Annotated in this window: 15 protein-coding genes and 1 riboswitch; of the genes, 7 read left to right on the top strand and 8 right to left on the bottom strand. The window is 69.1% G+C overall.

The window, feature by feature from the left end; translation table 11 throughout:
* Nucleotides 1-2 precede the first annotated feature (2 nt).
* The 5 genes from RT282_RS13995 to RT282_RS13975 are packed head-to-tail and all read right to left on the bottom strand — an operon-like array spanning nt 3 to nt 5743.
* The gene (locus RT282_RS13995) at nt 3-1238 is read right to left on the bottom strand and encodes an acetyl-CoA acetyltransferase (RefSeq protein ID WP_313315128.1); all 1236 of its coding nucleotides are present in this window, start codon (nt 1236-1238) and stop codon (nt 3-5) included.
* 4 nt (nt 1239-1242) lie between these two features.
* Complete coding sequence (locus RT282_RS13990; protein ID WP_313315125.1) at nt 1243-2880, bottom strand: AMP-binding protein; 1638 nt, start codon at nt 2878-2880, stop codon at nt 1243-1245.
* An 18-nt stretch (nt 2881-2898) separates the two neighbouring features.
* On the bottom strand, nt 2899-3699 hold the full coding sequence (locus RT282_RS13985) for an SDR family NAD(P)-dependent oxidoreductase (protein WP_313315122.1): 801 nt from the start codon (nt 3697-3699) through the stop codon (nt 2899-2901).
* A 14-nt stretch (nt 3700-3713) separates the two neighbouring features.
* Complete coding sequence (locus RT282_RS13980; RefSeq protein ID WP_313315120.1) at nt 3714-4496, bottom strand: SDR family NAD(P)-dependent oxidoreductase; 783 nt, start codon at nt 4494-4496, stop codon at nt 3714-3716.
* Nucleotides 4496-5743, bottom strand: coding sequence for a branched-chain amino acid ABC transporter substrate-binding protein (locus tag RT282_RS13975; protein ID WP_313315117.1), 1248 nt, complete (start codon nt 5741-5743; stop codon nt 4496-4498). Before RT282_RS13975 ends, RT282_RS13980 begins: the two co-directional genes overlap by 1 nt.
* 156 nt (nt 5744-5899) lie before the next feature.
* On the opposite strand from RT282_RS13975, the gene RT282_RS13970 reads away from it, so the two are divergent.
* Entirely contained in the window at nt 5900-6559 is a 660-nt protein-coding gene (locus tag RT282_RS13970; RefSeq protein WP_313315115.1) for a TetR/AcrR family transcriptional regulator, read from the top strand.
* A gap of 120 nt (nt 6560-6679) precedes the next feature.
* On the opposite strand, the gene metH is transcribed toward RT282_RS13970, so the two are convergent.
* Nucleotides 6680-9400: a methionine synthase gene (gene metH / locus RT282_RS13965; protein WP_409519492.1), complete on the bottom strand. Its 2721-nt coding sequence runs from the start codon at nt 9398-9400 to the stop codon at nt 6680-6682.
* A 51-nt stretch (nt 9401-9451) separates the two neighbouring features.
* A riboswitch (S-adenosyl-L-homocysteine riboswitch) is annotated at nt 9452-9538 on the bottom strand.
* An 82-nt stretch (nt 9539-9620) separates the two neighbouring features.
* Between metH and RT282_RS13960 the strand changes: the two genes are divergently transcribed.
* Nucleotides 9621-10265: a DNA-3-methyladenine glycosylase gene (locus tag RT282_RS13960; RefSeq protein WP_313315111.1), complete on the top strand. Its 645-nt coding sequence runs from the start codon at nt 9621-9623 to the stop codon at nt 10263-10265.
* On the opposite strand, the gene RT282_RS13955 is transcribed toward RT282_RS13960, so the two are convergent.
* Complete coding sequence (locus RT282_RS13955; RefSeq protein ID WP_313315109.1) at nt 10249-10716, bottom strand: PACE efflux transporter; 468 nt, start codon at nt 10714-10716, stop codon at nt 10249-10251. The two genes, RT282_RS13960 and RT282_RS13955, sit on opposite strands and share 17 nt — an antisense overlap.
* Nucleotides 10717-10953: 237 nt before the next feature.
* Between RT282_RS13955 and RT282_RS13950 the strand changes: the two genes are divergently transcribed.
* Nucleotides 10954-12261, top strand: a complete 1308-nt coding sequence (locus RT282_RS13950; RefSeq protein WP_313315107.1) for a Glu/Leu/Phe/Val dehydrogenase — start codon at nt 10954-10956, stop codon at nt 12259-12261.
* 75 nt (nt 12262-12336) lie between these two features.
* On the opposite strand, the gene RT282_RS13945 is transcribed toward RT282_RS13950, so the two are convergent.
* Entirely contained in the window at nt 12337-13233 is an 897-nt protein-coding gene (locus RT282_RS13945) for a LysR family transcriptional regulator (RefSeq protein WP_313315105.1), read from the bottom strand.
* A gap of 229 nt (nt 13234-13462) precedes the next feature.
* Here RT282_RS13945 and RT282_RS13940 point away from each other — a divergent pair, with 229 nt between their 5' ends.
* From RT282_RS13940 to RT282_RS13925, 4 genes are all read left to right on the top strand, one after another.
* The gene (locus RT282_RS13940) at nt 13463-14743 is read left to right on the top strand and encodes a hypothetical protein (protein ID WP_313315102.1); all 1281 of its coding nucleotides are present in this window, start codon (nt 13463-13465) and stop codon (nt 14741-14743) included.
* Nucleotides 14744-14834: 91 nt separating this feature from the next.
* Nucleotides 14835-15815, top strand: coding sequence for a tripartite tricarboxylate transporter substrate binding protein (locus RT282_RS13935; protein ID WP_312306480.1), 981 nt, complete (start codon nt 14835-14837; stop codon nt 15813-15815).
* Between the two features lie 76 nt (nt 15816-15891).
* On the top strand, nt 15892-16341 hold the full coding sequence (locus tag RT282_RS13930) for a tripartite tricarboxylate transporter TctB family protein (RefSeq protein WP_312306478.1): 450 nt from the start codon (nt 15892-15894) through the stop codon (nt 16339-16341).
* 35 nt (nt 16342-16376) lie between these two features.
* Entirely contained in the window at nt 16377-17900 is a 1524-nt protein-coding gene (locus tag RT282_RS13925; protein WP_312756780.1) for a tripartite tricarboxylate transporter permease, read from the top strand.
* The last annotated feature ends 39 nt before the right edge of the window (nt 17901-17939 follow it).

Raw genomic sequence — 17939 nt, 5'->3', positions numbered from 1 at the left:
GCTTACGCGCCGCCTTCCACCACGAAGCTGACCACCGTGGTGGCGCTGCCGCCGATGTTCAGCGTGCCAAAGCGCCGCGCGCCTTCGACCTGCGTGGCGCCGGCCGTGCCGCTCACCTGCCGCGCCGCGTCCAGCACCATGCGCACGCCCGTCGCCCCGACGGGGTGGCCGGCGCCGATCAGCCCGCCGCTGGGGTTGACGGGCAGCCGCCCATCGGCAGCGATCGTGCCGTCCTCGATCGCCTGCCAGCTCTGGCCGGGCGGGGTGATGCCGAAGTGGTCGATGGCCATGTATTCGGTGGTGGTGAAGCAGTCATGCGTCTCGATGCCGTCCAGCGCGAACGCATCGGCAATGGAGGCCCGGCGAAAGGCATCCTGGATGGCCTGGCGCACGTGGGGGAACACATAGGGCTGCCCGGCGCTGGCCTGCAGCTTGGCCTGCAGCCGCAGGTGCGCCGAACTGTGTCCCCAGCCCGTGATGCGCGGAACCTGCGCCAGCGTGCGCCCGCGCTGCGCCGCCCAGCGCTGGGCATAGGCGGGCGAAGCCAGCACCAGCGCCGCCGCGCCGTCGGTGACCTGGCCGCAATCCTGGCGGCGGATCATGCCCTCGATCACCGGGTTGGCCTCGTCGTCCTGGCTGAAGCTGGCGGGAGTGAACTGCCAGCTTCGGGTCTGGGCGTAGGGGTTGCGCCGCGCGTTGGCGATGTTGATCTCGGCGATGCGGCCCAGGTGCTCGTAGCGCAGGCCGTAGCGGCGCTCGTACTCCTCGCCGATCAGGCTGAACATGTGGGGCCAGGCGTAGGTCGCGTCCTGCGCCTCGGCGCCCACCCAGGTGGCGGCGCCCAGGTGCTGCGCGGCCAGCGCGCCGGGCACGTTGCGCTCCAGCTCCACTCCGGTTACCAGCACGCAGTCATAACGCCCCGCCTCGATCTCGGCCATGGCTGACAGCATGGCGATGCTGCCCGAGGCGCAGGCCGCCTCGTGCCGACCCGAGGGCATGCCGCCGAACCCCGGGTCGATGGCTGCGAACATGCCGCCCAGCAGGCCCTGGCCGGCGAACAGTTCGCCGACGAAGTTGCCCACGTGGCCGGACTGGATGTCCTGCGCCTGCAGGCCGCTGTCGGCCAGCGCGCCCTGCACCGCCTGGCGCATCAGTTCGAACAGGCCCTTGCCCTGGCGCGCGGCGTTCTCGGCAAAGTCGGTCTGGGCTCCGCCCAGGAGGTAGATGGGTGTGTTCATGGGGTCAGCCTTTGGTCGTCGCATGGGCAGCCAGGGCGCGCGCCTGCTCGCGCAGGGGCGCCTTGGTCAGCTTGCCGTTGAGGTTGCGGGGCAGCGCCGTGGCGCTATGGGTGACATAGTCCGGCAGCTTGTAGTCGGCCAGGTACTGGCGGCAGAAGGCGCGCAGCGGCTCCAGCTCCACGGGCTGGCTGGCGTGGACGAAAACGTGCACGCGCTCGCCCAGCACCGGGCAGGGGCTGGGCACGGCGGCCACCTCGATCACGCCGGGGTAGCGCTGGACCACGTTCTCCAGCTCCACGCAATACACCTTGAAGCCGCCGCGGTTGATCATGTCCTTGATGCGGTCGAACACGCGCAGCAGGCCCTGCGCATCCAGACTGCCCACGTCGCCCGAGCGCCAGTAGCCGGCGATGAAGGCCTTGGCGGTGGCTTCCGGGTTGCCCCAATAGCCGATGGCGTTGCCGGGGCTGCGGATCCACAGCTCGCCGGCCTCGCCCGGCGCCACCTCGTGGCCAAGCTCGTCGAGCACGCGGATGTCCACGCAGGGCAGCACCGTGCCCACCGAATCGGGATGGAGCGCCGCGCCGCCGCGCTCGGTCAGGCTGACGGCGGAAGTGGTCTCGGTGGCGCCGAAGCCGTTGTAGAGCTCCAGCCGGGGCAGCAGCGCCGCCAAGCGCTGGATGGTCACCTCGGGCATGGCGGCGCCGCCGAAGTGACCGATGCGCCAGGCCGACAGGTCCCAGCGCTCCACGCCAGGCTCCAGCACGATGAGGTTGTACATGGCCGGCACCATCACCGCGGCGGTGATGCGCCGCGTGGCCAGCACCTCCAGCACCCGGCGCGTCTGGTATTCGCGCAGCGAAACCATGCACGCACCCACCAGCATGCTGACCACGACCACCGCCAGCAGCCCCGAGATGTGCGAGCCGGGAATCACCAGCAAGGTGCGGTCGCCCGCGCGGTAGCCGAAGCGCACGGCGTAGTTGTGCGCCGTGTGGAAAAAACCCAGGTGCGACAGCACCGCCCCCTTGGGGTGGCCGGTGGTGCCCGAGGTGTACATGATGCACGCCGGGCTGTGGTCGCTGAAGCTGGCCGGCAGCGGCGTGTCGCTGCCCAGCGCCAGCAGTTCGCCGTAGGCCAGCGCCGCGCTCCCGCCCGTCCAGGCCTCGCCGGCATCGGCGCAATACACCACCGTGCGGACGCTGGGGATGCGCCCCGGCTCCGGCAGGCGCTCGGCCAGGGCCGCATCCAGCACCAGGGCACTGGCCTGGCACTGCCCGAGCATGTACTCCAGTTCCTGCGCGCTTTGCCGGATGCCGATGGGCACGGCGATGGCGCCCGCGCGCCAGATGCCGAACAGCAGCGCGGTGAATTCGAGGCGGTTGCCCATGAACAGCGCCACGCGCTCGCCCTCGTGCAGCCCGGCCGCGCGCAAGCCAGTAGCGATGCGGTTGACCTCGCGGTCGAGCTCGGCGTAGCTCCAGGTGCGCTCGCCTTCTTCCAGCGCAGGCGCGTTGCCGTGGCGGGCCACCGTGGCGCGCAGCATGGCGTCCAGGTTCGTTGGCCGAGGCGCGTGGCAGGGCACCAGGCGGTCGCCGTAGAGCGCCTCGGTGCGGATGCCACTGGGGGTCAAGCGGTCCATGTCGTCTCCGTGGGGTGTTCAGCCGCCGCGCGCGGCAGCCTGCGGCTCGCGCATGCGCACGCTGCCGTCGATGCGCACGACGCAGCCGTTCATCATGGAGTTCTCCAGCACGGCCCGCACCATGTGCGCGAATTCTTCGGGACGGCCCGGCCTGGGCGGAAAGGGCACGTCCTCGATCAGGGTGCGGCGCGTGTGGTCGGGGATCACGTCGTACATGCCGGTCTCGAAGGTGCCCGGCGCCAGGGCGACGACGCGGATGCCGTAGCGGGCCAGCTCGCGCGCCAGGGGCAGCGTCATGCTGGCCACCCCGGCCTTGGAGGCGCCGTAGGCCGTCTGGGCCGACAGCGCCTCGTAGGCCGCCACCGAGGCAGTGTTGACGACCACCCCATGCTCCTGGCCGTCGGCTCCGGCGCCGGCCTGCACCAGCGCTTCGCAAAACAGGCGCAGGGTGTTGAAGGTGCCCGTGAGGTTGATGGCGATCACGCGGCGAAACGCTTCCATTTCGCGCGGCACGAAGCGCCCGCTGTCCCGGTCGCGCCGGAACACCCGCGCCGGCCCCAGCACGCCGGCGCAGTTGACCAGGATGCGCGGCGCGCCCCACTGGGCGCGCAGCTGGGCGAAGGCCTGCTCCATCGCCGCCGCGTCGGCCACGTCACCGCCCAGGGGCAGCAGGTCCGGGGCGGCGGGCAGGGCCGACAGGGCCTCTGGCAGGTCGATGGCCACCACCCGCGCGCCGTGCTGGCGCAGCATGTCCAGCGTCGCGCGGCCCAGGCCGGACGCCGCCCCCGTCACCACGGCAATGCTGTCTTGCAGTTGCATGGCCTGTCCCTCCTTCACAGACGGGCGGGCATGCGCAGCCCGCCGTCCAGGCGAATGACTTCGCCGTTGAGCATGGGGTTGAACACGATGTCCAGCACCAGGCGGGCAAATTCCTCGGGCCGGCCGGCCCGCCGGGGAAAGGGCGGCACGGCCGAAAACACGACCTCGCGCGAGGCGGGCGCCAAACCCAGGGTCATGGGCGTCTCGAAGACGCCCGGCGCAATGCCCATGACGCGGATGCCCCACTCGCCCAGCTCGCGCGCCAGCGGCAGCACCATGCCGGCGCACCCGCCCTTGGATGCAGCGTAGGCGGCCTGCCCCACCTGCCCGTCGAAGGCGGCGATGGACGCGGTGTTGATGACCACACCCGCCTGCGCCGAAGGGTCCTGCCGGGCCTCGATCATCTGTGGCACGGCGCAGCGGATGGCGTTGATGCTGCCCAGCAGGTTGACGGCGATCACCTGCTCGAACTCCGCCAGCGGCATGGCCTGGCCCTTGCGCACCACGCTGCCCGGCTGGGCCACGCCCGCGCAGTTGACCAGCACGTAGACGGAACCATGGCGCTCGCGGATGCGCTCGAAAGCCTGCTCCATGGCCTCGTCGTCGCTGACGTCGGCGGCCATCCAGGCGATGCCCTGCGGCGCATCCCCCGGTGCGGCGCGGTCCAGCGCGACCACCTGGGCACCGCGCGCCTGCAGCGCCCGGGCGGCGGCGGCGCCCAGGCCGGAGGCGCCGCCGGTGACCACGGCCACGCGCCCCTGCAGGTGGTCCTCGGCCGTGTAAGGGTGCTGCGGCATCAGTCGGGCCGCTTCATCTTGCACGCCAGCGGCGGCTCGGTGACGGAGCCGTCCACCTTGGCCACCGTCTTCCAGCCCAGGCCCAGGCCTTCGGCGTCGTACTTCACGCCCTTGACGAGCTGGTTGATGTACAGCGGATGCGTGGCCTGGTGGTCATCCTTGCGCATCTTGATCTTGCCGAAGGGCGAGTCGTACTCCATCCCCTCCAGCGCCCGCGCGATGGCCGCCACGTCGTCGGCGTTGCCCACCTTCTCGATGGCCTTGGCCAGCATGTCCATCTGCACCAGGATCGAGGTGTAGTACAGGTCCTCGCCGAAGTTGGCCTTGAAGTCCTTTTGCAGCTTCTCCAGCTCGGGCTGCTTGTCCTCCACCGGCACGTTGGGGTGCCAGGAGGCGATCTGCAGCACCGTGTCCTCGCCGGCCGGGCCAATGGCGGTGGGCACGCCGTACAGCCCGCCGTAGTAGGTGATGTACTTGGTCTTCAGGCCCGCCTCCTTGCTGGCACGCACCAGCAGCGCCAGGTCGTTGCCCCAGTTGCCTGTGAGCACGGTGTCGGCGCCGGCCTGCTTGATCTTCAGGACGTAGGGCGAGAAGTCCTTGATCTTGCCGAAGGGGTGGAACTCGTCGCCCACGAACTGCACGTCCGCACGCGCCTTGCCGATGATCTCCCGCGCATCCTTGGAGACCTCGTGGCCGAAGCTGTAGTCCTGGTTGAGCAGGTAGATCTTCTGGATCGAAGGGGTCTTGGCCACGTAGTCGGCAATGGCGCGCATCTTCATGCGCTGGTGCGCCTCGAAGCGGAACATCCAGAAGCTGCACTTGGCCTCGGTCAGCTCGGGCAGGGCCGAACCGTAGTTCAGGTACAGCACGCGCTTGTCGGGGTTGCGCTGGTTGTGCTTGTCCACCGCCGTGAGCAGCGCGCCGGCGATGCCGGAATTGCCGGCCTGCACCAGCAGGCGGATGTTCTGGTCGACGGTGCTGGTCAGGCTGGCCACGGCCTTGTTGGAGTCGCCAGCGTTGTCCATCTGCACGACCTCGAACTTGCGTCCCAGCACGCCGCCGCGCTCGTTGATGCGTTGCACGGCGTACAGCAGCGTCTTGGCCACCGTCGCTCCGGTGGAAGCCGTCGGCCCGGAGAAGGTGTCGATGTGCGCCACCCGGATGGGCGGCTGCTGGGCCCAGGCCAGCACGGCGGTACTGGCCAAGGCGGCCACGGTGGCCGAACGGGCGAAACGTCGAAAGGTCATGGTGTCTCCTGGGATCCGCGTGCGTGCAGCCACGGTTTGCTTGTAGGTCACTCTGAGTTACTGCTCGGTAACTCCGAGTGAATCCTAAAACCCCCGGACTGCCAGCGTCAAGCACAATGGCTGCTGCCGCGCCCTCTGTCCGGGAAATCCCTGTCCATGAAAAAGTCCGCTCCCTCGCCCCGTACCGCGCCCACCGCCGCGCCCGCGCGCTGGAACAACGCCCTGGCTGCCACGCCCGACCCGCATGCGCTGCGCAAGCGCGCGCTGATCCTGGCCGCGGGCCGGGTGTTCGGCGACAAGGGGTTCCACAACACCACGCTGGACGACATCGCCAGCGCGCTCTCGGTCACCAAGCCGGCGCTGTACCGCTACGTGCAGAACAAGCACGAGATCCTGTACGAATGCCACCGCATGGCCGTGGGGCTGGCCGAGGAGGCGCTGGAGCAGGCCCGGCAGCTGCACGCCGACGCGCCGCTGCAAGCGCTGCGCAGCTTCGTGGCGCTGTACATCCGCAAGATGACCAGCGAGCTGGGCACCTGCGTCATGCTGACCGAGTACTACTCCATGACGGCCGAGCACAACGAGCGCATCCAGCAGCGCCGCCGCGTGATCGACCGCGGCCTGCGCGACATGGTGGCCCAGGCCGTCGAGCGCGGCGACATCGCGCCCTGCGACCCGAAGTTCGCGGTGTTCTTCATCATGGGCGCCATCAACAACATCAACCGCTGGTTCTCCGACCAGGGGCCCGCCGCCGGCCCGGACATTGCCGAAACGTTCGCCGACTTCGCCCTGCAGAGCCTCAAGCCCACGGCATAACAGGCGGCGCGCCAGCTCGGCCGCGGCCGCAGGAATTGCAAGCCTTTTTGGGCTTCAGCCCTTATCCAGCATGCGCTGGCAGCTCCTTTTTCAGGAGTAGTCAGCACCGTGCGGCGCGGCTCAGCCCAGGTTGGGCGCCAGGCGCCGGCGCAACTCGTCCAGGTCCATGCCGCGGCGCGCGGCCATGTCCTGCACCTGGTCGTCACCGATCTGGCCCACGCTGAAGTATTTCGCCTCGGGGTGGGCGATGTAGAAGCCGCTGACGCTGGAGGCCGGGTACATGGCGAAGCTGTCGGTCAGCTCCATGCCGATCTCTTGCGCCTGCAGCAGTTGGAACAGGCCCACCTTGGCCGTGTGGTCGGGGCAGGCCGGGTAGCCGGGGGCGGGGCGGATGCCCTGGTACTTCTCCTTGATGAGCTCTTCGTTGCCCAGGGCCTCATCGGCCGCGTAGCCCCACAGGTCTTTGCGCACGCGCTCGTGCAGGCACTCGGCGAAGGCCTCGGCCAGGCGGTCGGCGATGGCCTTGAAGAGGATGTTGGAGTAGTCGTCCAGCGCGTCCAGGAACTCCTTTTCCTTCTTCTCGGCGCCGATGCCGGCCGTCACCGCGAACAGGCCGGCGTAGTCACGAACGCCCGATTCCTTGGTCGCCACGAAGTCCGCCAGACAGCGGCTGGGGCGCAGGTTGCCCTCGGCGTCCACCTGCTTTTCCGTCTGCTGGCGCATGCCGTACCAGGTCATGGCCACTTCGCTGCGCGTCTCGTCGGTGTAGAACTCGATGTCGTCGCCCACGCGGTTGGCCGGGTACAGACCCATCACGCCGTTGGCGGTGAGCCAGCGCCCGTCGATGATCTTCTTCAGCATGGCCTGGCCGTCGGCGAAGACCTTGCGCGCCTCCTCGCCCACCACCTCGTCCTGCAGGATGGCCGGATAGGGCCCGGCCAGGTCCCAGGTCTGGAAGAACGGGCCCCAGTCCAGGTAGCGCACCAGTTCGGACAGGTCGAAGTTGCGCAGCACGCGCCGGCCCAGGGCGCGCGGCGTGGTGGGCGTGAAGCGCTCGAAGTCGACGCGCGCGGCGTTGGCGCGGGCGCGCTCGATGGGCCACAGCGGCACCTTCTTCTTCTTCGCGTGCAGGTCGCGCACGTGGTCGTAGTCGGCGCGCACCTCGGCCAGGTAGCTGTCCTTGTTCTCGCCCAGCAGGCTCTGCGCCACGCTGACGCTGCGCGACGCATCGGGCACGTAGACCACGGGGCCGTCGTACTGCGGCGCGATCTTCACGGCGGTGTGCACGCGCGAGCAGGTGGCGCCGCCGATCAGGAGCGGAATCTTCTTGATGCGGAAGTAGTCGTCGCGGCTCATCTCGCCGGCCACGTACTGCATCTCCTCCAGGCTGGGGGTGATCAGGCCGGACAGGCCGACGATGTCCGCCCCTTCGGCCTTGGCGCGCGCCAATATTTCATGGCAGGGCACCATCACGCCCATGTTGATGACCTCGAAGTTGTTGCACTGCAGGACGACGGTGACGATGTTCTTGCCGATGTCGTGCACGTCGCCCTTGACGGTGGCAATCACGATCTTGCCCTTGCTGGACACGTCCAGGCCGGCCGCCTCCTGCGCCTTCTTTTCTTCCTCGATGTAGGGGATCAGGTGGGCCACGGCCTGCTTCATCACGCGCGCGCTCTTGACCACCTGGGGCAGGAACATCTTGCCGGCGCCGAACAGGTCGCCCACGATGTTCATGCCGTCCATCAGCGGGCCCTCGATCACGTGCAGCGGACGGCCGCCGCCCTGCACCACGATCTGCTGATACGCCTCTTCCGTGTCCTCGACGATGAAGTCGGTGATGCCATGCACCAGCGCGTGCGACAGGCGCTCGCCCACGCTCTTGGGCTGCTCGGGCGTGCCGCGCCACTCCAGCTTCTTGCTGTCGTCCTTGGCCGCGCCCTTGGCCGCCTCGGCGATCTCCAGCAGACGCTCGGCCGCGTCGGGGCGGCGGTTGAGCACCACGTCCTCCACGCGCTCGCGCAATTCGGGGTCCAGGTCGTCGTAGACGCCCACCATGCCGGCGTTGACGATGCCCATGTCCATGCCGGCGGCAATGGCGTGGTACAGGAACACGGTGTGGATGGCCTCGCGCACCGGGTCGTTGCCGCGGAAGGAAAACGACACGTTGGACACGCCGCCCGAGACCTTGGCGCCGGGCAGATTCGCCTTGATCCAGCGCACCGCCTCGATGAAATCTACGGCGTAGTTGGCGTGCTCTTCGATGCCCGTGGCGATGGCGAAGATGTTGGGGTCGAAGATGATGTCCTCGGGCGCCATGCCCACCTCGTCCACCAGGATGCGGTAGGCGCGCTCGCAGATCTCGGTCTTGCGCGCGAAGGTGTCGGCCTGGCCCTTCTCGTCGAAGGCCATGACCACGGCGGCCGCGCCGTAGCGGCGGATCAGCTTGGCCTGGCGCTTGAACTCCTCCACGCCCTCCTTCATGCTGATGGAGTTGACGATGCCCTTGCCCTGCAGGCAGCGCAGGCCGGCCTCGATGACCTCCCACTTGGAGCTGTCCACCATCACCGGCACCCGGGCGATGTCGGGCTCGGAGGCAATGAGGTTCAGGAAGCGCACCATCGCGGCCTTGCTGTCCAGCATGGCCTCGTCCATGTTCACGTCGATGATCTGCGCGCCGTTGTCCACCTGCTGACGCGCCACCGACAGGGCCTGCTCGTACTGCTCGCCCAGGATCAGGCGGGCGAAGGCCTTGGAGCCGGTGACGTTGGTGCGCTCGCCGACGTTGACGAACAGGCTGCCCTGGCCGATCAATACGGGCTCGAGGCCCGAGAGTTTCATGGGGGGGACGAGGGCAGCAGACATCGGACTCACCTGTGCAGACAGTTGGAGGACAGGTGAGCGTCGTTGCGAAAGTAGAAGAAAGAGCGCGCCCCCAAGCCTGACGGGCTGCGGCCCGCTGCAACGCTCCTTGGGGGAAAGCCTGCGATTCTATCGTCGCGCCCCTTGCGGCATGCTGCATAGACACGATGGCCGCACGGCCGCTTAGGATGGCGGCGCCATGCCTACCTCCCGCCCCTCCTCGCCTCCTGCTACGCCGGCGCTACAGCCTGCCGCCCTCGACTTCACCCGGCCCGCGCACGAACTGGCCCCGCTGCTCGTCGGCGTGACCCTGCTGGTCGACGGCGTGGGCGGGCGCATCGTGGAGGTGGAGGCCTATGACGGCAGCGACCCGGCGTCGCACAGCTTCAACGGCCCCACGGCGCGCAACGCGGCCATGTTCGGGCCGCCGGGGCGGGCTTATGTGTACCGCTCGTACGGCGTGCACTGGTGCCTGAACCTGGTCTGCGCCAGCGAGGGCGACGGCGCGGCGGTGCTGATCCGGGCACTGCAGCCCACGCATGGGCTGGAGGCGATGCGCGCACGCCGCGGCCTGCAGGACGAGCGGCTGCTGTGCGCCGGCCCGGGTCGGCTGTCGCAGGCGCTGGGCATCGATCTGCGCCTGAACCACCTGCCGCTGGACGCGCCGCCTTTTGCCCTGCTGGCGCCACCCGGTGGCGCGGCGCCGGCCGCGCTGGCCACGGGCCCGCGCATCGGCATCAGCAAGGCCGCGGACGTGCCCTGGCGCTTTGGCGAGGCGGGCTCGCCCTACCTCAGCCGGCCGATGGGCTCCATCGGAACACGCCGGATCAGCAGGCGCCCGTAGCGGCGGGCTGGGCCGAGGCCGGCAGGCCGAAGATGCGGTCGAAGGCCCAGTTGAAGAGGTAGGTGTAGACCAGGAAGAACAGCAGCAGCCCGGCCTCCATCAGCGTCGCCTCCCACAGGCCCACGCCAAACCACCAGGCCATCAGCGGGATCAGCATCAGCGCCAGCCCGCCCTCGAAGCCTACGGCGTGCACCACGCGGCGCAGCACCGAGCGGCCCTTGACCTGCTGGCGTGCCTCCCAGCGCTCGAACAGGTGGTTGAACGTCACGTTCCACACAATGGCCAGCGTGGAGGCGACGACCGACATCACGCCCGAAGCCGCGGCCTCCTGCCCGATGGCGATGAACAGCGCGCTGGAGGCCAGGATGGCGATGAATTCGTAGAGGGCGACGAAGACCACCCGGCGCCGGGGGCCCTGCAGCCCCGTGGCCGATGTTGTTGTTGCTGGCATGGCCGGCAGTATAGGAACGGGGGTATTCCCTAGCACACATGCGGGTCAAATCGGCCTCCAACCCTTTTCCAGACTGCGCTGGCAGCTCTTTTTTTGATAGCGAAAGAACGGGACGCCGCGCATGCCCAACCCATGCCAACCGTGCATGCCATGCAAACACGGCGGCGTTGGACAGCGCGCAGACGCAGGCATAGAGTGGTCCGCCTGCAAGCTTCACTCCGCCCGAGGAACCCTTCCATGTCCGCAGCCCAGCCCGCCGCACCGGCCACCCGCCACACCCTGCCCTCCTACCTCGACCCCAGCCACCTCGGCCCCTGGGGCATCTACCTGCAACAGGTGGACCGCGTCACGCCCTACCTGGGCAACCTGGCGCGCTGGGTGGAAACGCTCAAGCGCCCCAAGCGCGCGCTGATCGTGGACGTGCCCATCGAGATGGACGACGGCACCATCGCCCACTTCGAGGGCTACCGCGTGCAGCACAACACCTCGCGCGGCCCGGGCAAGGGCGGCGTGCGCTTCCACCAGGACGTGACGCTGTCCGAGGTCATGGCCCTGTCGGCCTGGATGAGCATCAAGAACGCCGCCGTCAACGTGCCCTACGGCGGCGCCAAGGGCGGCGTCCGCGTCGACCCGAAGAAGCTCTCGCGCGGCGAGCTGGAGCGCCTGACGCGCCGCTACACCAGCGAGATCGGCATCATCATCGGCCCCTCCAAGGACATCCCCGCGCCGGACGTGAACACCAACGGCCAGATCATGGCCTGGATGATGGACACCTACTCCATGAACGTGGGCGAGACCTCCACCGGCGTGGTCACCGGCAAGCCCGTCGACTTAGGCGGCTCGCTGGGGCGCATGGAGGCCACCGGCCGCGGCGTGTTCACCGTGGGCGCCGAAGCGGCCAAGCTCACCGGCATGCCCATCGAGGGCGCGCGCGTGGCCGTGCAGGGCTTTGGCAACGTGGGCGGCACGGCCGGCCGGCTGTTCGCCGAGGCCGGCGCCAAGGTGGTGGCCGTGCAGGACCACACCGGCACCGTGCACCGCGCCAGCGGCCTGGATGTGCCCGCCCTGCTGGCGCACGTGGAGCAGACCGGCGGCGTGGCCGGCTTTGCCGGTGCCGACACGATGCAGGACGCCGAGTTCTGGGGCGTGGCCTGCGACATCCTGATCCCGGCCGCGCTGGAGGGCCAGATCACCCAGGACAACGCCAGCCGCATCCAGGCCAGGATGGTCATCGAGGGCGCCAACGGCCCGACCACGCCCGAGGCCGACGACATCCTGAACGACAAGGGCGTGCTGGTGCTGCCCGACGTGATCTCCAACGCCGGCGGCGTCACCGTGAGCTACTTCGAGTGGGTGCAGGACTTCACCAGCTTCTTCTGGACCGAGGACGAGATCAACGCCCGCCTGGTGCGCATCATGCGCGAGGCCTTCGCCGGCGTGTGGCAGGTGGCGCAGGAGCACAAGGTGACTCTGCGCACCGCCACCTTCATCGTGGCCTGCAAGCGCATCCTGCATGCGCGCGAGATGCGCGGGCTGTACCCCTGAGCGCTGCCACGCCGGCAGCCCGGCCGCCCGAGCCGGCCGGCGCGTGAAGCGCCCTGGGCGCCCTGACCTCAGGCGTCAGCCATAGGTCAGGAACTGCTCGCGCAGCAACGCGGTGAGCATGTCCACCCGGGCCGACGGGGCATATTGCGGCGGCAGGGCCAGCACCACCTCGACCGAGCATTCGGGCTGCAGCGCCAGGATCTTCAGGTCCTGGTCGAAGACCGCCGCCATGTAGGGATTGACCACACCCACGCCCAACCCCTGCGCCGCCAGGCGGCAGATGGTGGACGAGTAGTTGGTCTCGATGGTGGCGCTCGGCGTCACGCCGAAGGCCAGCATCTTCTGCTGCAGCTGCATGAAGATGCTGTCGCTGGCGTTCAGGGTCAGCAGCAGCTGGTCCTGCAGGTCCTGCACGTGCAGCTGCGCGCGCCCGGCCAGCGGGTGGTCCGGGTGCATCACGCACACCCCCTGGCCGCGGTGCAGGACGGTGGCGTCCAGCGCCTCGGAGGCCAGCACCATGGTGCTGAGCACCAGGTCGAACTTGCCGTGCAGCACCCCGTCGCGCAGCTCGTTGGCGCCCAGCGTCTGGATGCTGAGGTGCGCGCCGGGGTAGCGCTGCAGGTACCGGCCCATGACCGGCGGGACCACGCTCAGCGCCAGCGCCGGGGTGCAGCCGATGCGCAGCGAGCCCGCGCCCGACTGCCGCAGCACCGCCAGTTCGCGCTCGATGCGCTCGCGCCCGACGAAGTGCTGCTGCACGGTCGCATACAGCTCCATGGCCTCGCGCGTCGGACGCAGCCGGCCCTTGTGCATCTCGAACAGTTTCACGCCCGCGGCCGCCTGCATCTGCGCCAGCAGCCGGCTGATGGAGGGCTGGGTGGTGTGCATCAGCTGCGCGGCCGCCGTCGTGGTGCCGGTCTGGATGACGGCCTGGAAGGCCTCGATTTCCCGGGCTTGGAGGGGTCGGACCATGGAGGAAACCTCAGGGAGTCTGCGGATCAGAGCGCTCCGCAAATGGCCGGTCGCGCCGTCCGGATGGTACGGAAAAAGGCGCAATCCTATATCCAGCATGCATAGCCAGTGCCCGCAATAGTATTGGATTGCATGCCCCATGGCGACCTACAGTGTCCCCGGCAATGGCTATTTCGGGAGCGGCGCGCTTGCGCACCGCGTTACCCCTGTCAGTTCGTAGGGCACTTCCATGACTGGACCGATCATCAATTCCCCCTGTCCCATCCGCCGCCTCGGCAGCGATGCGGGCCACCATTTCTTCGGCTACTACAACAAGACCGTGTGGGACCGCACCGGCCGGTACGTGCTGGCCAACCGCGTGCCCATGGCCGACGCCCCCTTGACGCCCGAGCTGGAAGCGGAAGTGGGTTTCTTTGATCTGACGGAGCAGGACCGCTTCCACCGCGCCGGCACCACCCGCGCCTGGAACTGGCAGATGGGCTGCCAGCTGCAGTGGCTCGACGGCCTGGCCGGCCGGCAGCTGATCTACAACTGCCGCGCGGACAACCCCGATGCGGTCTATCCGGGCTATGCCTCGGTGGTGCACGACGTGGACAGCGGCGCGCAGCGCATGCTGCCCCTGCCCGTGTACTCGGTGGCGCCGGACAGCAGCTTCGCCCTGTGCGTGAACTACAGCCGCCTGTACATCACCCACGAGACCATCGGCTACGCCTGGACGCAGGCCCCCGAGGCCATGCCCAACGCGCCGGCCGAAGACGGCATCCACTGCATGGACATCGCCACCGGCCAGTCGCGCCTAGTGATCAGCTACGCGGACCTGCGCAACTTCCACCCGGTGGCGTCGATGGACAAGGCCATCCACTGGGTCAGCCACATCGAGATCAGCCCTGACTCGTCGCGCTTCCTGTTCCTGCACCGCTGGACCGAGCGGGTCAAGGACGAGACCTGCTTCCTGCACCGCCTGATCACCGCCAACCCGGACGGCTCCGACATGCGCCTGCTGGAGGACTCCGACCACCCGCTGCCGCAGCTGGCCGACGACTTCGACCCCAGTGCCGTCGGCACCTACGACTACGAGAAGTCCGAGTACCAGATCTCGCACCCGCTGTGGTGCGCGGACGGGCGCATCATCGTCTGGGGCCCGCACGCGGGCAGCATCCACTACCACCGCTACACCGACGCGCCAGGCGCGCCGGTCGAGGTCATCGGCCGCGGCATCCTGACCGAGAACGGCCACATGTCGTTTTCCCCGGTGGACGCGCGCTGGCTGCTGAGCGACACCTACCCGGACCCGGACACGCACGAGCGCATCCTGTTCCTCTACGACACGCGCGACAACGTGCGCCACGACATCGGCAGTTTCTATGCGGACCCGAACCTGAAGAAGGAAAACCGCTGCGACCTGCACCCGCGCTGGAGCCGCGACGGCCAGTCCGTCTGCATCGACTCGGTGCACGAGCACGAGCGGCAGATGTACGTGCTCGACGTGTCCGGCATCGTGGGCGCCTGACCATCGGAGACCCGCCCCGACCTTCCGCTGCCGGCACGCCTGCACGGAAGGGCTTTCCTGCAACGCCACGCCCATCCTCGAGGAGACACACATGAGCATCCGCACCACCTCCCTGGCCCGCCTGAGCGCCATCGCCCTGTGCTGCGCGGCAGCGCTGCCCGCAGCCCACGCGCAGGGCGACTTCCCCAGCAAGCCCATCATCGCCACCGTGCCGTTTTCCCCGGGCGGCGGCAACGACATCCTGCTGCGCCTGCTGTCCAAGCACGCTGCCCCGGTGCTGGGACAGAACCTGATCGTGGAGAACAAGCCGGGCGCGGGCGGGCAGATCGGCTGGACGGCCATCGCCAAGTCGCGCGCCGACGGCTACAGCATCGGCGCCACCAGCCTGCCCTCCATGGTCATCCTCAAGGCGCTGCGGCCCGCCACGCCGTACGCCCTGGACGACTTCCACTACGTGTGCAACATCCAGTCGGACCCGGTGGTGTGGGTGGTGCGCGCCGACAGCCCGCTCAAGACCGCCAAGGACCTGGCCGCGCAGGCCATGGACGCGAAGAAGAAGGTCAACGTCGCCGGTGACGGCCCGCAGAGCAACGTGCAGCTGCAGCACCTGGCAGCCGCCAAGGCGCTGGGCCTGCAGACCAACTTCATCTCCTTCAACGGCTCCGGCCCGGCGATCACGGCGCTGCTGGGCGGACAGGTGGACGTCGCGGCGTCCACGCTGAGCGCCGCCATGGCCAACATCGAGGCTGGCAAGCTGCGCGCGCTGGTGGTCTTCAGCGACGAGCCGGCCGCGCTGCTGCCCGACGTGCCCATCGCCTCCAAGGTGTTCGACAAGCCCATCGCCCCGGTGGGCATGGCGGTGCGCGGGCTGGCGGCGCCCAAGGGCGTTCCCGCCGACCGCCTGGCCAAGCTGGAGGACGCCTGCAAGAAGATCGTCACCGCCCCGGCGTTCGTCGCCGAGGCCAAGGACCTGGGCATCGCCGTCCAGTACATGGGCATGGCCGACGCCGAGGCGCTGGTCAAGACCTCCACCCAGGAAGTCGAGTCCCTGAAGGACCTGTTGAAGAAGTGATGCGGCTTGGGTGCCGTGCCGGGCCCGGGGCCTGCCCGGCCTGGCACGACACCCGGGCCGTGCAGGAACGCACGCCATGACACTCCATTCCCAGAAGCGGGACCGCGCCCTTGCCGTGATCCTGGTGCTGCTTTCGGCGGCGCTGCTCGCGCAGTCCTTCCAGTACCCGGCGGAATCGTCGCAGTTTCCGCGGTTCCTGATGGGCGTGCAGCTGCTGTTCTCGCTGGTGTTCCTGGTGCAGCATTGGCGCCTGCCCCTGGAGGCCGCACCGCAGGGCCAGCCGGGCGTGCTGGCCTCGCTGGTGCCGGCGCTGAAGGTGTTCCTGGTGACGTCGCTGTACATCCTGGCGATCGACTACCTGGGCTACTTCGTGGCCACCGCCGCCTTCCTGCTGGGCAGCATGGCGCTGTTCGGCAACCGGCGCCTGCCCGTCATGGCGCTGGTGACGGCCTGCTTCCTGGCGCTGACGTACGCGCTGTTCGTGGCGTTCATGGGCGTGCGCCTGCCCCAGGGCCTGCTCTTTTGACCCCCCGCCACCCGCACTAGAGGCCCCGACCCACCATGGACACGATCTTCAACGGCATCGCCCTGGGCGCCGCCCAGATGCTGGACCCCGTCGCCCTGCTGCTGATCGCCTTCGGCACCGTCTTCGGCATCGTCATCGGCTCGCTGCCCGGGCTGACCAGCACCATGGGCGTGGCCCTGCTGGTGCCCGTCACCTTCACCATGTCGCCGGTGCAGGGCCTGTCGCTGCTGGGCGCGGTGTACTGCTCGTCCACCTACGCCGGCGCGATCAGCGCCATCTTGCTGAACATTCCCGGCACGCCGTCCAACTGCAGCACCGTGCTCGACGGCTACCCGATGACGCGCCAGGGACGCGCGGGCGAGGCCATCGCGCTGGCCACCGCCGGCTCGGCTATCGGCGGCTTCGTCAGCAACGGCGCGCTGCTGTTCCTGGCGCCGCCGCTGGCCGCGCTGGCGCTGCGCTTCGGCTCGCAGGAGTACTTCCTGCTGGCCCTGTTCGGCGTGTCGGTGATCGCCTCGCTGTCCGAGCGCAACATCCTGAAGGGCTTCATTTCGGGCACGCTGGGCCTGTTCCTGGCCATCATCGGCATGCACCCGCTCACCGGCGACATCCGCTTCACGATGGACATCCCGGAGCTGTTCAACGGCCTGCCCATGGTGGTCGCGCTGATCGGCCTGTACTCGCTGCCGGAGATCATCGAGAACCTGTCCCAGCCCGCCAACATGGCCCAGGCCAGCGTGGCCGAGGTGCGCGGCGGGTTCCGGCAGATGCTGGAGATCCTCAAGTACAAGATGCTGCTGCTGCGCGCCACGCTGATCGGCATCGTCGTCGGCGTGGTGCCGGGCGCGGGCTCCAGCATCGCGGGCTTCCTGGCGTACGACGACGCCAAGCGCGTCTCCAAGTCGCCCGAGACCTTCGGCAGTGGCAACCCCGAAGGCGTGGTCTCGTCGGAGACGGCCAACAACGCCGTGGTCGGCGGCTCGCTGGTGCCGGCGCTGACGCTGGGCATTCCCGGCAACGCGGTGTCGGCGGTGATGCTGGGCGGGCTGATGATCCACGGCCTCAAGCCCGGCCCGGGGCTGTTCACCGACAGCGGCGGCATCACCTACGGCTTCATCCTGAGCATGTTCCTGGCCAACCTGTTCTTCATCCCGGTGGGGCTGATGGTGGCGCGCTTCGGCGTGAGCTTCATCAAGACGCCGGCCAGCATCCTGGGCCCGCTGGTGATCGGGCTGGGCGTGATCGGCGCCTACGCCATCAACATGTCGCTGGTGGACGTCTGGATCATGATGGCCATGGGCCTGCTGGGCTACGCCATGAAGCGCTTCGACGTGCCGCGCGAGCCGCTGGTGCTGGGCCTGGTGCTGGGCAGCATGGCCGAAGGCGAGCTGGCCCGCTCCATGGCCCTGGTGCAGGACAGCATTCCCACCCTGATCGGCAGCTTCTTCACCCGCCCGCTGTCGCTGTTCATCATGGCCCTGACCGCGCTGTCGATCCTGCAGGCGGTGCGCGCCTACCGCCGCCGCGTCCGCGCCGGCGCCGAGACGGCAGGCGCGTAACGGCTCTTGGGCCGCCTGGCGGGCTGCGTGCCGCCAGGC

It is taken from the genome of Pulveribacter sp. (assembly GCF_032079985.1).
Taxonomy (GTDB): Bacteria; Pseudomonadota; Gammaproteobacteria; order Burkholderiales; family Burkholderiaceae_C; genus Melaminivora.
Note: the sequence above shows the minus strand (reverse complement) of the source record. Positions and strands in the feature narration are given on the sequence as shown.